Origin of the sequence: Spiribacter halobius, from assembly GCF_020883455.1 — a bacterium.
Lineage (GTDB): Bacteria > Pseudomonadota > Gammaproteobacteria > Nitrococcales > Nitrococcaceae > Sediminicurvatus > Sediminicurvatus halobius.
Genome location: NZ_CP086615.1, coordinates 900739 through 915232 on the forward strand (window position 1 = coordinate 900739; position 14494 = coordinate 915232).

Sequence of the window (14494 nt, forward strand, 5' to 3'; positions counted from 1 at the left end):
GGATCAGCCCGTCACCCTGTCGCTGGCGGCGACCAGCGGATGCGGTGCCTGCACGCACCGCCGCCTGATCGCTGTGAACTGTTCGGCAGCGAAGGCCTCGGCGGTGTTCCCGCGCCGGTTGCGGGCCTGCAGCTCATGCACGGCCGCGGTCACCAGGCTCGCGAGGGGGCGACCCGGTGCCAGTCGCAGGCGCGGCAGGCTACGCCCGAGCAGCCCCGTGCGGGCCCAGTCCCCCTCCAGCCCGCCGGCGGCGGCCGCGGCGGTGAGGTCGATCACGAGCCCGATGTCGCTGTGGGGAAGTCGGGCGGCCGGGCCGAACTGGGCCTCGGCGTCCAGCAGTCCGAGGCCCCGCACGCAGAGCCGGCCCCGGAGCAGGGGCGGGCAGCAGCCTTTCAGCCGGCCCTGTGGCCGGGGCTGCAGGGTCACGGCGTCGTCGGCGACCAGCCGCTGGCCGCCCTGCAGCAGGGCAAGCGCGGTCTCGCTTTTGCCGCTGCCGGCCTCCCCCCGGATCAGCACGCCGGTGCCGTCGATCTGCACCAGGGTGCCGGGCAGGGTGACGATGGCATGCCGCGCGAGCCAGCGATCCAGCCGGCGGGAGAGATCCTGATCGCCGAGCGGGGAGTGGATGATCGGCGCGGCGCCGCCGGCGAGTGGCGGCAGGCGGAGGTGGTCCGGTGCCTCCGGCAGGCGCCGGACGGGGCAGTCGCCACCGTCGCCGAACCACCGGCCCACGGCCACGGGCAGCCCGGCGGTGGCGTCGCCGGCCGCGTGCCTGCCCGCCAGCGCCCTGGCGAGCGCCGGAATGCCGAGGTGCACGATCATGAGCCGCTGCGGCTGTCCTGCCAGGCAAGCACCGTCTCGTAGAGCTCGGTCTCCGAGCCGCAGGTGCGCAACCGCTCGCAGAGATCCGGGTCGCTGAACATCTCGGCAAGGCGGGCAAGGATGCGCAGGTGTTCGTCGGTGGAGTGCTCGGGCACCAGCAGGGCGAACAGCAGATCCACCGGCTGGCGGTCGATGGCGTCGAAGTCCACCGGCTTGTCCAGCCGCAGCAGGGCGGCGGTGGCCTGATCGATGCCCGGGGCGCGGGCATGGGGCAGCGCCACGCCCTTGCCGAGCCCCGTGCTGCCGAGGCGCTCGCGGCTGATCAGGCTCTCGAAGACCGCGCGCGTCGACGGATCGGCGTCGTCGCCCGTGAGCAGCTCGCTCAGCAGCTCCAGGCAGCGCTTCTTGCTGGTGGCAGTGGCCCCGCAGCGGGTGCGCTCGGGTGCCAGCAGGTTGGCGATGTTCATGTCGACCCCGTGTCGCGGATGATGGCGGGGCGGCCGCCGGGCGCTTGGGTGCCCGGCGGCCGCCCCGCGCTCACGGCTCCAGTGTCTGGCCCACCGCGCCCTCGCTGCGATGGTGGTCGGTGCGCTTCTCCTTGTGCTTGACCACCTGGCGATCGAGCTTGTCGACCAGGGCGTCGATGGCGGCGTACATGTCCTCCTGGAGGGCGTCGGCGAACAGCTTGGCACCGCTAAGCGCCAGTGTGGCCTCGGCCTTCTTGGCCACCTTCTCCACGGTGAGGATCACGTGCACGTCCACCACGTTGTCGAAGTGCCGCTCGAGGCGCTGGAACTTCTCGTGGACATAGTCGCGCAGCGCATCGGTGATCTCCACGTGGTGGCCGGTGACGTCGATCTGCATAAGGCCCTCCTTCCTGGCGCTCAGGCCAGCCGCTTGCGTTCGGTGGACGAGGCGATGGCCATGGCCTCTCGGTACTTGGCCACCGTCCTGCGTGCCACGTTGATGCCCTCTTCGCGCAGGATCTCGGCGAGCCGCGAGTCGCTCAGCGGGCTCGCCGGATCCTCGTCGGCGACCAGGCGCCGGATGCGCGCGCGAATCGCCGTGGCGGAGCATTCGCCGCCGTCCACGGTCTGCACGTGACTGGAGAAGAAGTACTTGAACTCGAAGGTCCCGCGCGGGGTGTGCATGTACTTCTGGTTGGTGATGCGCGAGACCGTGGACTCGTGCATCTCGATGGTTTCGGCCACCTCGCGCAGCACCAGCGGCTGCATCGCCTCCTCGCCCTGCTCGAGGAAGCCCCGCTGGCGCTCGACGATGCACTCCGCCACCTTGAGCAGGGTGTCGTTGCGCGATCGCAGGCTCTTGATCAGCCATCGCGCCTCCTGCAGGTGCTGGCGCATGAGGCTGTTGTCGCGGCTGTTGTCGGCCCGGCGCACCAGGCTGGCGTAGTAGCTGTTCACCCGCAGCCGCGGGCAGGCGTCCGGGTTCACCTCCACCTGCCAGTCGCCGTTGACGCGGCGCACGAACACGTCCGGCACCACGTACTCGGTGCGCTCGGTGCTGAAGCGCGCGCCGGGGCGGGGGTCCAGGGTCTGCACCAGCGCCAGGGCCGCCTGCAGGGTCTCGAGGTCGAGCCGCATGCGGCGCTTGAGCTGGGCGAACTGGCGGCTGACCAGCAGCTCCAGGTGCTGGTCCACGAGCTCGCGGGCCGCCGCCAGATGGGGCGTGGCCGGGTCCAGCTGGTCCAGCTGCACCAGCAGCGCCTCGCGCACGTCCCGGGCCGCCACACCCACCGGGTCCAGCCGCTGCACCCGGGCCAGCACCGCCTGCAGGTCGTCCGGCTCCACCTCCAGCTCCGGCGGCAGGCCGGCGCCGATCTCCTCCAGCGGCTCGCCGAGGTAGCCGTCGTCGCGCACGGCGTCGACGATGGCCTCGGCGATGGCCATGTCCCGGGGCGAGATCGGAGCCATCTGCAGCTGCCAGATGAGGTAGTCGCGCAGGGATTCCTCGCCGCCGGACTGGTTCTCGAAGAGGTCGCGCTCGTCGTCGGAACCGGAGTGGCTGTAGGTGGTGCTGCCGTCGTAGACGTCCTCCCAGCTGGAGTCCACCGGGAGGTCCTCGGTGAGGCGCGCGGCATCCGGCTCCTCGCCGCCGAGATCCTGTTCCGTGCGGTCCGGTGCGGCCTCCGACGCCTCGGCCCCGTCCTCGTCGCGCTCCGCGGCCGCCTCGAGCTCCGCTTCCTCCGCGGCCTCGAGCATCAGGTTGGACTCCAGCGCCTGCTGGATCTCCATGCGCAGTTCGAGGGTCGGCAGCTGCAGCAGCCGGATGGCCTGCTGCAGCTGCGGGGTCATGGTGAGCTGTTGCCCGAGTCGGAGCTGTAGCGACTGCTTCATCGTCGTCAGTGGCCACCCGGGGAAGTGGAGTGCGTCGGGCGCCCCCCCGGCACCCTTTTGCTGTGCTTCATCGTAGTGCAATTCCCCCTGTCCGGAAACGGCAGGGTAACGCCGTCGGCATGAAACCTGCTAACGCCGGTCGGGCGCTCACAGCCGGAAATCCTCGCCGAGGTAGACGTCTCGCACCTGGCGGTCGGTCAGGATCGTGTCGGCATCGCCTTCAACGATGACCCGGCCGTCGGCGAGGATGCAGGCGCGATCCACCAGCCCCAGCGTCTCGCGCACGTTGTGGTCGGTGATGAGCACGCCGATGCCGCGGGCGGCGAGGTGGCGCACGATGGCCTTGATGTCCCCCACCGAGATCGGGTCGACGCCGGCAAAGGGCTCGTCGAGCAGGATGAACCGCGGCTCCGCGGCCAGGGCACGGGCGATCTCCACCCGCCGGCGCTCGCCCCCGGAGAGGCTGATGCCCTGCTGGTCGCGCAGATGGGCGACGTGGAATTCCTCCAGCAGCGCCTCCATGCGCTGGTGCCGCGCGCGGGCATCGAGCCCCGGGCGCGTCTCCAGGATGGCGAGCAGGTTGTCCGCCACCGAGAGCTTGCGGAAGACCGAGGCCTCCTGGGGCAGATAGCCGATGCCGAGGCGGGCGCGCTGGTGCATCGGGGCGGTGGTGAGGTCGCGGTCGTCCAGGCGGATGCTGCCGGCGTCCAGCGGGATCAGGCCCACGATCATGTAGAAGCTGGTGGTCTTGCCGGCGCCGTTGGGGCCGAGCAGGCCGACGATCTCGCCGCTCTCGAGATCGAGGCTGACGTCATCTACCACGCGCCGGCCGCGGAAGCGCTTGCTGAGGCCGCGGGCCTCCAGGCGGCTCGGCGCGGTGGCGCTCACCCGCCCTCCTCGCGCTCGGGGAAGACCGTCACCTCGATGCGGTCGTCGCCATCGGCGCCGCGCTCCGCCTCCACCCGCTCGTCGGCGACGAAGTAGGTGATGGTCTCGCCGCGCACCTGGTTCTCGCCCTGCCAGAGGCGCCCGCCCTGCAGCAGAAGCACGCGCTCGGGGCCGCTGGCGTAGTACTCCATGCGCGGCGCCTCGGCCTCCACCAGCTGGCCGTCGCCCTCGGGCTGCTGGCGGTAGGTGGCCGGCTCGCCCTCGACCTCGACGCGCTCGAGCTCGCGCTGCTCGTTGGTGTAGACCCACATGACCTCGCCGGTGATGCGGGCCGGGCCGCGGGTGAGCACGACATCGCCGCGGTAGACGCTCGTGCCGCTGCGGTTGTCCACCTCGGCGCGGTCGGCGCTTAGGCGCACCGGACCCTGCTCCTGGGCCGTGGCCGGCGTCGCGGGGAGCAGCAGCAGGGCGAGTGCCAGCGTGCCCAGCCCGCCTAGCTCACGGAGCCGGGTCATGGCGTCCTTCCACCTGCGAGAGCAGCTGCATGCGTTCCTCCTCCAGCCAGGCGCGGGCGCCGACCCCCTGCACGCGGTAGTTGGGCCCGGTGATGGTGACGGGGCGGTCGGTCTCCGCGTAGCGCCGCGCCGGCTCCAGGTCGAGATGCTCGGTGCGCAGGACGCTGCCGCCGTCGGCGCCTGGCCGGCGCAGCCGCACGTCACCGGTCAGGCTTGCCCGGGTGCCGTCCTGCCAGCTCTGCCCCTGCTCGGCGCGGCCGTGCCAGGCAACGCCCTCGTCACCATAGACCTGCCAGCGTGGCTCGGTGAACCGCCAGCGGTCCGCCTCATCGAAATAGGCGCCCTGCGGCGCACGGATCCGGTAGTCCGGGGCGCCCGCCGCGTTGGTGACCAGCAGCTCGAAGTCCCGTGCGTAGTAGGCGGCGCGTGGCTCCTCCACCGCCGCCTCGTCGGGCAGGGTGGCGGGCTCCCGCTCGGCGAGGCCCCACCAGGCGAGGGCGGCCAGCAGCCCGGTGGCGACCGTGGGGAACAGCCAGCGGCGTTCAGCCATGGGCGTCCAGGCTCGGCTGCAGGCGACCCTGGGCCGCGAGAATCAGCTCGCAGACCTCGCGGACGGCGCCCCTGCCACCGGCGCGGGCGGTCTGCCAGTGGCAGGCGCGGGCGAGGCGCGGATGGGCGTCCGCCACCGCCACCGCCAGACCGGCGAGGCGCGCGGCGGCGAGGTCGACCAGGTCATCCCCGACCCAGGCGCAGGCCGTCATCTCCAGACCGCGGTCGGCGGCGATCCCGGCCAGGGTGGCGGCCTTGTCGCGCACCCCCTGGCACACCGGATCGATGCCGAGCTCCCCGGCACGCCGGCGTACCGCCGGCGAACGCCGGGCCGTGAGCACCGCGACGCCGACGCCGGCGGCCCGGAGCATGGCGATGCCCTTGCCGTCGTGGATATGGAAGCGCTTCAGCGTCTCGCCCTCGGCACCGGTGAATACGCTGCCGTCGGTGAGCACGCCGTCCACGTCCAGCGCCAGCAGGCGGATGCCCGCGGCGCGGGCGACCACCGGGGCAGGGGGTTCGTCGCAATAGGCGTCGCGGAAGGCGTCCGTCATCAGACGACGCCCGCGCGCAGCAGGTCGTGCATGTTCAGGGCGCCGATCAGCCGGTGCTCGTCGTCGGTGACCAGCAGGGCGTTGATGCGGTGGCGCTCCATCAGCTCCAGTGCCTCCGCGGCGAGGCTCTGGCGTGGGATCTGGCGGCCACCGGCGGTCATCACCTCGCGCACCCGCGTGCCGTGGACGTCGACGCCGTGATCCAGCGTCCGGCGCAGATCGCCGTCGGTGAACACGCCGAGCACCCGGTCGTCGTCGTCCACGACCGCGGTCATGCCCAGACCCTTGCGGCTCATCTCCACCAGGGCCTCGCCGAGCAGCGTGTCCGGGCCGACCCGGGGCAGGCGCTCACCGGTGTGCATGAGGTCGTCGATGCGCAGCAGCAGCCGCCGGCCGAGGCGCCCGCCCGGGTGGGAGAGGGCGAAGTCGTCGCGGGTGAAGCCGCGGGCGTCGAGCAGGGCGATGGCGAGGGCGTCGCCCATGGCCAGCGTCGCCGTGGTGCTGGAGGTGGGGGCGAGTCCGAGCGGGCAGGCCTCCTCGGCGACGCCGACGTCGAGGTGCACCGTCGCTGCGCGTGCCAGGGTAGAGCCGGGGTTGCCGGACAGCGCCACCAGCGGGACGGCGAGACGTTTGATCAGGGGCAGCAGGAGGTTGATCTCGTCGGTCTCGCCGGAGTTGGAGAGGCCGATGACCACGTCCTCCGCGGTGATCATGCCCAGGTCGCCGTGGCTCGCCTCGCCGGGATGGACGAAGAAGGCCGGCGTGCCGGTGCTCGCCAGGGTGGCGGCGAGCTTGCCGCCAATGTGCCCGGACTTGCCCATGCCGATGACCACCACCCGGCCGCGGCAGTCGAGCAGCAGCCGGCAGGCGCGGGCGAAGTCCGCGCCGATGCGCTCGCCGAGTGCCGCCACCGCGGCCGCCTCGGTCTCGATCACGGCGCGGCCGAGGCGGCAGAGGTCCTCGTCCGAGTGCTGGGTCGCGGGTTGCCGGGCGGTCCGGGACATTGAGGTTTCCTCGCGCGCTAGCGTCCGCTGGCGAACAGCAGGCCCTGGTAGCCGGCGAAGGCGGCGAGCAGCAGGCCACCCTCGATACGCGTGATCCGGCCCGGCCCGCGCAGGCCGAAGGCCATGGCCGCGAACAGCACCGTCAGCGCCGCCATGATGCTGTAGTCGCGCACCAGCGCCACGCGCTCCAGCGCGAATGGCGCGATGGCGCCGGCGATGCCCAGCACGGCCAGCAGGTTGAACATATTGGAGCCAATGATGTTGCCGATGGCAATGTCGTGCTCGCCGTGGCGGGCGCTGGCGATGCCGGCGGCGAGCTCCGGCAGGCTGGTGCCCACGGCCACGATGGTGAGCCCGATCACCAGATCGCTCACGCCAAGGGCCTCGGCCACCCCGACCGCCGCCCACACCAGCAGGCGCGAGCTCGCGAGCAGCAGGGCCAGCCCCGCCACCAGCCAGAGCAGCGCCCTGGACAGGGGGACGTCGCTCGGAATGGTCTCCTCGAATTCGGCGCCGATGACGTCCGGCGGCTCGTCACTGCGCTGGGCCTGCCAGCCCATCCAGACCACCACCGCCAGCATGCCGAGCAGCAGCAGGCCACCCTCCAGGCGGCCCACCTGCAGATCCAGCAGCAGCACCGCCACCACTGCGGTGATCAGCAGCAGCATCGGCAGCTCCCGGCGCAGCAGCCCGGAGCTGACCGTCAGCGGCGTGATCAGCGCGGTGATGCCGAGGATGAGCCCGACGTTGGCGATGTTGGAGCCGATGGCGTTGCCGACGGCGATGCCGGCGTTGCCATCCAGCGCCGCCATGGTGGACACCAGCATCTCCGGCAGCGAGGTGCCGATCCCGACCACCGTGAGGCCGACGATGAGCGGCGGCACGCCCAGGCTTCGCGCGGTGACGGAGGCCCCGGCGATGAAGCGGTCCGCGCTCCAGGTGAGCACGGCGAGGCCGACGATGATGCTGACAAGGTAGATGGTCACGATGTCTGGTTTCGGCTTGGAAGGTTGCTGCCCGTAGGCAAGAGGCGCGACCGCTGCCCGCCTTCTGCCCCCATCAGGTGTGTTGCGGCGCAACCTTAACCCTTAAACCCGAAACCCGAAACGCCCCGAGTCCCGAAACGGGAAACCCGCGGTGCGCTGCGTGGCGGGCCGTTTGACCGGCAGCACGGTGCATCGGATACTGCCGGCGCCCTGACGCCAACGCCCTCCAGGATCTGCACCACGCATGGCCAACGCTGACGACCCCGCGCAACCGGAGGCGCTGATCGATATCCGCGGGCTGGTCTTCAGCCGCGGCGGGCGCCGCCTGTTCGACGGCGTGGATATCACCATCCGTCGTGGCGAAGTCACGGCCATCATGGGCCCGAGCGGAACCGGCAAGACCACGCTGCTGCGGCTCATCGGCGGCCAGCTCCGCCCCCAGGCCGGCAGCGTGCGCGTGGCGGGGGCGTCGGTGCCGCAGCTCTCCCGGCGCGCGCTCTACCGTCTGCGACGGCGCATGGGCGTGCTGTTCCAGAGCGGGGCGCTGTTCACCGACCTCACCTGCTTCGACAACGTCGCCTTTCCGCTGCGTGAGCACACCGATCTGCCGCCGGTGCTGATCCGCCATCTGGTGCTGATGAAGCTGGAGGCCGTAGGCCTGCGGGGCGCGCGGGATCTCTATCCGGCCCAGCTCTCCGGCGGCATGGCGCGCCGCGTGGCGCTGGCCCGGGCGCTCGCCCTGGATCCCGAGATTATGCTCTATGACGAGCCCTTCACCGGCCAGGACCCGATTTCCATGGGCGTGCTGGTGCAGCTCATCCGCCGCCTGAACGATGCCCTCGGCCTGACCAGCGTGGTGGTCTCCCACGATGTGCGCGAGACCCTCGCCATCGCCGACCGTGTGCACGTCATCTCCGAGGGGCGCGTGGTCGAATCGGGCACACCGGCCGAGCTCGAGGCCAGCGCCTCGCCCTGGGTACGCCAGTTCATCGACGCCGCACCGGACGGTCCCGTGCCCTTCCACTACCCGGCGCGGGATTTCGCCAGCGACCTGCTGGACGGGGAGGGCCGGTGACCGGCGCCCTCCAGCGCCTCGGTGCCGCCACCCTGGCGGTGATCGCCAAGCTCGGGCGCGGCACGCTGTTCCTGCTGCGGGTGCTCGCCGGCAGCGGCGAGCTGCTGCGCCGGCCGGGGCTGCTGGTGCGCGAGCTTTACTCGGTGGGCGTGCTCACCCTGCTCATTATCGTGGTCTCCGGGGTGTTCGTCGGCATGGTGCTCGGCCTGCAGGGGTACTACACCCTGGTGGACTTCGGCGCCGAGCAGTCGCTCGGCGTGCTGGTGGCACTGTCGCTGACCCGCGAGCTCGGCCCGGTGGTCACGGCGCTGCTGTTTGCCGGTCGGGCCGGATCGGCGCTCACCGCGGAGATCGGCCTGATGAAGGCCACCGAGCAGCTCGCCGGCATGGAGATGATGGCGGTGGACCCGGAGCGGCGGGTGGCGGCGCCGCGGCTGCTGGCGGCTTTCCTCTCCGTGCCGCTGCTGACGGCGGTATTCACGCTGCTCGGTATCTTCGGCGCCTATGTCGTCGGCACCAGCCTGCTCGGCGTCGACGGCGGCGCCTTCTGGTCGCAGATGCAGGCCCAGGTAAGCTTCAGCGACGATGTGCTCAACGGCCTCATCAAGAGCCTGGTGTTCGGCCTGGCGGCGGGCTGGATCGCCGTATTCGAGGGCTACGACTGCCTGCCCACCTCCGAGGGCGTGAGCCGCGCGACCACGCGCACAGTGGTGGTGACGTCGCTGGTGGTGCTGGGGCTCGATTTCGTGCTCACCGCCCTCATGTTCGACTGATGGAGGCAAGACGCTGATGGGCAATTCACGCACCATCGAGATCGCGGTCGGCGTGTTCGTGGTGGCCGGGCTGGCGGCGCTGTTCGTGCTGGCCATGCGGGTCAGCAACATCACCGCCTTCCAGAGCACCGAGGGTTACACCGTGGTGGGCTACTTCCAGAACGTGGGCGGCCTGCGCGAGCGCGCCGAGGTCACCCTCGGCGGCGTGCAGATCGGCCGCGTCACCGCCATCGCGCTCGACCAGGAGCGGCTGGAGGCGCGAGTGGAGATGACCATCGACGGCCGCTACGACGACCTGCCGAGCGATACCAGCGCGAGCATCCGCACCTCCGGCCTGCTCGGCGAGCAGTACGTCGGCCTCGAGCCCGGCGGCATGCCCGATGCGCTCGCCGAGGGTGACGAGATCATGCTCACCCAGTCCGCCCTGGTGCTGGAGGACATCATCGGCCAGTTCCTCTACAACCAGGCCTCCGACAGCGACAACTGAAGGAGCACCGCGATGCGAATCCTGACCGTCCCGGCCCTGGGCCTGGCCCTGGCCCTTGGCCTCGTGCTCGGTTCCGGGGCGATGGCTGACGCGGGGGACCCTCGCGACATGGTTCGCGAGACCACCCGCGAGGTGCTGACGGCGCTGGACGAGAACCGCGAGCGGATCGAGGGCGATCCGCGCGCCGTCTACGAGCTGGTGGGGGATATCGTCCTGCCGCGCTTCGACTTCGAGCTCATGAGCCGCTTCGTGCTCGCGCGCAACTGGCGCACGGCGAGCGAAGCCCAGCGCGAGCAGTTCACCGAGGCCTTTCGGCAGCTGCTGGTTCGCACCTACGCCCGTGCGCTGGCCGAATACAGCGGCGAGGAGGAGGTGCGCATCCCCTCCCAGCGCATCGATACCAGCCGCGACCGGGTGACCGTGAAGACCGAGATCGTGCAGCCTGGCGGGCCACCCATCCCGGTGGACTACACCCTGCTGCGCCAGGAGGATGACTGGCGCGTCTTCGATGTCACCATCGAGGGGGTCAGCCTGGTGCAGAACTACCGCAGCCAGTTCGACGGCGTGGTGCGCCGGGAGGGAATGGACGCCCTCATCGAGCAGCTTGCGAGCCGCAATCGCGAGGTGGGGGAGGGCGGATGAGCGGCGCCCGGCTGCACGCGCTGGACGACGGCGGCTGGCGTTTGGAGGGGCCGCTCGGCTTCGGCGAGGTCACGGGTGTGCTGGAGGCGCTGTCGCCCAGTGCCGACAGCGTGCGCGTGGACCTCGGTGCGCTGGAGGCCGTGGACAGTGCCGGCCTCGCGCTGCTGGTGGAATGGCAGCGCCGGCTGCAGGCCGCCGGCGGGCGGCTGGAGCTGCGCCAGGCGCCGGAGCAGCTGCGGCGGCTCGCCGAGATCAGCGGAGTTGCTACACTACTCGGCCTTTCTGAAGCCGAGCCGGATGCTTCGACATGATGGAACCCGATGCGATCAGGAGCCTGCTCGAGGCCGGGCTCACCGAGGCCCACGTGGAGGTGGCCGGTGACGGCCGCCATTTCCAGGCGCTGATTGTCACCTCCGATTTCGACGGCCTGCCACTGCTGCGCCGCCACCGTCTGGTTTACGACCTGCTGCAGTCGCACATCGACGCCGACGTCCTGCACGCCATCTCCATGCGCACGCTCACCCCCGAGCAGTGGGCGGCGGAGCGGGGCTGAGGGCATGGAGCGTCTGCTCATCCGCGGCGGCCGGCCCCTGGCCGGCGAGATCCGCATCTCCGGGGCGAAGAACGCGGCGCTGCCGATCCTCGCCTCGACACTGCTCGCGGATGGGCCGACCAGCGTCGGCAACATCCCCGACCTGCACGACATCACCACCACCATGGAGCTGCTCGGGCGCATGGGCGTGCGCCTCACCGTGGACGAGCGCATGCACATCGAGGTGGACCCCACCGCCATCGAGAACTGCCACGCGCCCTACGAGCTGGTGAAGACCATGCGCGCCTCCATCCTGGTGCTGGGCCCCCTGCTGGCCCGCTTCGGCGAGGCCGATGTCTCGCTGCCGGGGGGCTGCGCCATCGGCACGCGCCCGGTGAACCTGCACGTGGACGGGCTGCGCGCCATGGGCGCGGACATCAGCGTGGAGAACGGCTACATCCGCGCCCGCTGCAGCCGCCTGCGCGGCGCGCGTCTGGTGATGGATCTGGTGACGGTCACCGGCACCGAGAACCTGATGATGGCGGCGACCCTAGCCGAGGGCACCACGGTCATCGAGAATGCCGCCCGCGAGCCCGAGGTGGTGGATCTCGCTAACTGCCTGAACGCCATGGGCGCGCGCATCCGCGGCGCCGGCACGGACACGATCACCATCGACGGGGTCGAGCGCCTCTCCGGCGGCCATTACGACGTCCTGCCCGACCGCATCGAGACCGGGACCTACCTCGTCGCCGCGGCCATGACCCGCGGCCGGGTCAAGGTCAAGAACACCGCGCCGCAGCTGCTGGAGGCGGTGCTGGTCAAGCTCGCGGAGGCGGGCGCCGAGGTGGAGACCGGGGCCGACTGGATCTCGCTGGACATGCACGGCGCCCGGCCGCGGGCGGTGAGCGTGCGCACGGCGCCTTACCCGGCCTTCCCCACCGACATGCAGGCCCAGTTCTGCGCCATGAATGCCGTCGCCGAGGGCGTGGGCATGGTCACCGAGACGGTTTTCGAGAACCGTTTCATGCACGTGCTGGAGATCCAGCGCATGGGGGCGGAGGTGCGCCTCGAGGGGCATACCGCCATCAGCACCGGTGTCGAGGCCCTCACCGGGGCGCCGGTCATGGCCACCGACCTGCGCGCCTCGGCGAGTCTGGTGCTCGCGGGCCTGGTGGCGGAGGGCGATACCCTGGTGGACCGTATCTATCACATTGACCGCGGCTACGAGTGCATCGAGGAAAAGCTCGCCCAGCTCGGTGCCGATATCCGCCGCATGCCGGCCTGATCCGTGATGAGCGAAATGCTGACCATCGCCCTCTCCAAGGGCCGTATCCTGGAGCAGACACTGCCGCTGCTGGCAGCGGCGGGCATCGTGCCGGCGGAGGACCCGGAGGCCAGCCGCAAGCTCGTGCTGGAGACCAGCCGGGACGATGTCCGCCTGGTGATCGTCCGCGCCAGCGACGTGCCGACCTACGTCGCCCACGGCGGCGCGGATCTCGGTGTTGCCGGCAAGGACGTGCTGCTGGAGCACGGCGGCCAGGGGCTGTACGAGCCGCTGGACCTGCGCATCGCCCGCTGCCGGCTGATGGTGGCGGGCCCGCCGGGGGCGGCCATGGATCGGCGCCGGCTGCGGGTGGCGACCAAGTTCGTCAATATCACCCGCCGGCACTTCGCCGCGCGTGGCCGCCAGGTGGAGCTGATCAAGCTCTACGGCTCGATGGAGCTGGCCCCCCTGGTGGGGCTCGCGGACTGCATCGTGGACCTTGTGGACACGGGCGGCACGCTGCGCGCCAATGGCCTCGAGCCGCTGGAGCACATCGCCGACATCAGCTCCCGGCTGGTGGCCAACAAGGCATCCATGAAGATCAAGCACCGCCGCGTACAGCCACTGCTGCAGCGTCTGCGCGAGGCCGTGGCGGCGGCGGCGGCCTAGCAAGGAAACAGGAAGCCGGAGCATGCTCGAGATCCAGCGCCTCAGCACCACCCAGCCCGACTTCGAGGCCGGGCTGGCCGCGCTCACCGACTGGGACGACGGCGCCACCCACCGCGTCGAGGCCGCGGTCGGCGAGATCCTGCAGCGAGTGCGCCAGGAGGGCGATGTCGCCCTGCTGGAGTACAGCGCCCGCTTCGATCGCCTGCGCGCGGAGACGGTCTCCGCGCTGGAGGTGGAACGGGCGCGCCGGCAGGCCGCGCTGCAGGGCCTGGAGGCCGACGACCGCGCCGCGCTGGAGGAGGCCGCCGAGCGGGTGCGTGCCTACCACGAGCACCAGCTGGAGAGCAGCTGGCGCCAGGAGGAGGCGGACGGCACCGTTCTCGGCCAGCAGGTAAGCGCGCTGGAGCGGGTCGGTGTCTACGTGCCCGGCGGCAAGGCCGCCTATCCCTCGTCGGTGCTCATGAACGTCATCCCGGCCCGGGTCGCCGGGGTGGACGAGGTGGTGATGGTGGCGCCGGCGCCGGACGGCGAGATCAGCCCTATGGTGCTCGCCGCCGCCGAGGTGACCGGGGTGGACCGGCTGTTCCTGCTCGGCGGGGCCCACGCGGTGGCGGCGTTGGCCTACGGCACGGAGACGGTGCCCGGGGTGGACAAGATCGTGGGCCCCGGCAATGCCTTCGTGGCCGAGGCCAAGCGCCGGGTCTACGGCCATGTCGGCATCGACATGGTGGCCGGGCCCTCGGAGATCGTGATCATCTGCGACGGCCAGACCGATCCGGAATGGATCGCCATGGACCTATTCTCCCAGGCCGAGCACGACGAGGACGCGCGCGCCATCCTGGTCTGCCCGGAGGCGCGCTACCTGGACGAGGTGCAGACCGCCATGGAGCGGCTGCTGCCGGATATGGAGCGCTCGGAGATCATCCGCGCGGCGCTGGCGCGGCGCGGCGCGCTGATCTGCGTGCGCGACCTGGCCGAAGCGGCCCGGGTGGCGGACGCCATCGCCCCGGAGCACCTGGAGCTCTCGGTGGTGGAGCCGGAGCGCATGGCGGCGACGATCCGCCACGCCGGCGCGATCTTCCTCGGCCGGCACACCGCCGAGGCGCTGGGCGACTACTGCGCCGGGCCGAGCCACGTGCTACCGACCTCGCGCACGGCGCGCTTCGCCTCGCCGCTCGGCGTGTACGATTTCCAGAAGCGCACGAGCCTGATCCAGTGTTCCCCCGCGGGCGCCGAGCGCCTCGGCCGAATCGCCGCACGCCTCGCCCGCGCCGAGGGCCTCACCGCCCACGCCCGCTCGGCGGAGTACCGCTACGGGTCCGGCGATTAGCCGACGTCCTGCTGCTGCATAGTCTGGATTGAACACGACGACACCAC

At 71.4% G+C, this 14494-nt stretch carries 19 protein-coding genes; 9 read left to right on the forward strand and 10 right to left on the reverse strand.

Annotated elements, in window-relative coordinates; all coding sequences use genetic code 11:
• Positions 1-3: 3 nt before the first annotated feature.
• The 10 genes from LMH63_RS04105 to LMH63_RS04150 all read right to left on the reverse strand — a co-directional run bounded on the left by LMH63_RS04105 (position 4) and on the right by LMH63_RS04150 (position 7675).
• A complete protein-coding gene (locus tag LMH63_RS04105; RefSeq protein WP_109676013.1) occupies positions 4-822 on the reverse strand; it encodes a hypothetical protein in 819 nt (272 codons plus the stop codon).
• The gene (gene ptsN / locus LMH63_RS04110; RefSeq protein WP_109676012.1) at positions 819-1289 is read right to left on the reverse strand and encodes a PTS IIA-like nitrogen regulatory protein PtsN; all 471 of its coding nucleotides are present in this window, start codon (positions 1287-1289) and stop codon (positions 819-821) included. Before ptsN ends, LMH63_RS04105 begins: the two co-directional genes overlap by 4 nt.
• A 70-nt stretch (positions 1290-1359) precedes the next feature.
• Positions 1360-1686 carry a ribosome hibernation-promoting factor, HPF/YfiA family gene (hpf, locus tag LMH63_RS04115; RefSeq protein WP_109676010.1) on the reverse strand — a complete coding sequence of 109 codons (327 nt, stop codon included), beginning with the start codon at positions 1684-1686 and terminating at the stop codon, positions 1360-1362.
• 20 nt (positions 1687-1706) lie between these two features.
• Positions 1707-3179, reverse strand: a complete 1473-nt coding sequence (locus LMH63_RS04120; RefSeq protein WP_109676008.1) for an RNA polymerase factor sigma-54 — start codon at positions 3177-3179, stop codon at positions 1707-1709.
• A gap of 147 nt (positions 3180-3326) precedes the next feature.
• On the reverse strand, positions 3327-4067 hold the full coding sequence (lptB, locus tag LMH63_RS04125; RefSeq protein WP_199225573.1) for an LPS export ABC transporter ATP-binding protein: 741 nt from the start codon (positions 4065-4067) through the stop codon (positions 3327-3329).
• Positions 4064-4582 (reverse strand): lipopolysaccharide transport periplasmic protein LptA, encoded by a 519-nt coding sequence (gene lptA / locus LMH63_RS04130; protein WP_109676006.1) that lies wholly within the window; start codon positions 4580-4582, stop codon positions 4064-4066. The genes lptB and lptA overlap by 4 nt, the downstream gene beginning before the upstream one ends.
• Positions 4566-5132 carry an LPS export ABC transporter periplasmic protein LptC gene (gene lptC / locus LMH63_RS04135; RefSeq protein ID WP_109676004.1) on the reverse strand — a complete coding sequence of 189 codons (567 nt, stop codon included), beginning with the start codon at positions 5130-5132 and terminating at the stop codon, positions 4566-4568. The genes lptA and lptC overlap by 17 nt, the downstream gene beginning before the upstream one ends.
• On the reverse strand, positions 5125-5685 hold the full coding sequence (locus LMH63_RS04140; protein ID WP_109676002.1) for a KdsC family phosphatase: 561 nt from the start codon (positions 5683-5685) through the stop codon (positions 5125-5127). Before LMH63_RS04140 ends, lptC begins: the two co-directional genes overlap by 8 nt.
• Complete coding sequence (locus LMH63_RS04145; protein ID WP_109676000.1) at positions 5685-6689, reverse strand: KpsF/GutQ family sugar-phosphate isomerase; 1005 nt, start codon at positions 6687-6689, stop codon at positions 5685-5687. The genes LMH63_RS04140 and LMH63_RS04145 overlap by 1 nt, the downstream gene beginning before the upstream one ends.
• Before the next feature lie 17 nt (positions 6690-6706).
• A complete protein-coding gene (locus LMH63_RS04150; RefSeq protein ID WP_109675998.1) occupies positions 6707-7675 on the reverse strand; it encodes a calcium/sodium antiporter in 969 nt (322 codons plus the stop codon).
• Positions 7676-7919: 244 nt separating this feature from the next.
• Here LMH63_RS04150 and LMH63_RS04155 point away from each other — a divergent pair, with 244 nt between their 5' ends.
• From LMH63_RS04155 to hisD, 9 genes are read left to right on the forward strand one after another with little or no spacing between them, the layout of a single operon-like run.
• The gene (locus tag LMH63_RS04155; RefSeq protein WP_109675996.1) at positions 7920-8750 is read left to right on the forward strand and encodes an ABC transporter ATP-binding protein; all 831 of its coding nucleotides are present in this window, start codon (positions 7920-7922) and stop codon (positions 8748-8750) included.
• Positions 8747-9523, forward strand: coding sequence for a lipid asymmetry maintenance ABC transporter permease subunit MlaE (mlaE, locus tag LMH63_RS04160; protein ID WP_109675994.1), 777 nt, complete (start codon positions 8747-8749; stop codon positions 9521-9523). The genes LMH63_RS04155 and mlaE overlap by 4 nt, the downstream gene beginning before the upstream one ends.
• Before the next feature lie 16 nt (positions 9524-9539).
• Entirely contained in the window at positions 9540-10010 is a 471-nt protein-coding gene (gene mlaD, locus LMH63_RS04165) for an outer membrane lipid asymmetry maintenance protein MlaD (protein WP_109675992.1), read from the forward strand.
• Between the two features lie 12 nt (positions 10011-10022).
• Positions 10023-10652 (forward strand): MlaC/ttg2D family ABC transporter substrate-binding protein, encoded by a 630-nt coding sequence (locus LMH63_RS04170; protein ID WP_109675990.1) that lies wholly within the window; start codon positions 10023-10025, stop codon positions 10650-10652.
• Positions 10649-10963, forward strand: coding sequence for an STAS domain-containing protein (locus LMH63_RS04175; RefSeq protein WP_109675988.1), 315 nt, complete (start codon positions 10649-10651; stop codon positions 10961-10963). The genes LMH63_RS04170 and LMH63_RS04175 overlap by 4 nt, the downstream gene beginning before the upstream one ends.
• A complete protein-coding gene (locus tag LMH63_RS04180) occupies positions 10960-11205 on the forward strand; it encodes a BolA family protein (protein ID WP_229332723.1) in 246 nt (81 codons plus the stop codon). The genes LMH63_RS04175 and LMH63_RS04180 overlap by 4 nt, the downstream gene beginning before the upstream one ends.
• Before the next feature lie 4 nt (positions 11206-11209).
• A complete protein-coding gene (gene murA, locus LMH63_RS04185) occupies positions 11210-12469 on the forward strand; it encodes a UDP-N-acetylglucosamine 1-carboxyvinyltransferase (RefSeq protein ID WP_109675985.1) in 1260 nt (419 codons plus the stop codon).
• A 6-nt stretch (positions 12470-12475) separates the two neighbouring features.
• A complete protein-coding gene (gene hisG, locus LMH63_RS04190; protein ID WP_199225572.1) occupies positions 12476-13117 on the forward strand; it encodes an ATP phosphoribosyltransferase in 642 nt (213 codons plus the stop codon).
• Between the two features lie 22 nt (positions 13118-13139).
• Positions 13140-14447, forward strand: coding sequence for a histidinol dehydrogenase (gene hisD / locus LMH63_RS04195; protein WP_109675981.1), 1308 nt, complete (start codon positions 13140-13142; stop codon positions 14445-14447).
• The last annotated feature ends 47 nt before the right edge of the window (positions 14448-14494 follow it).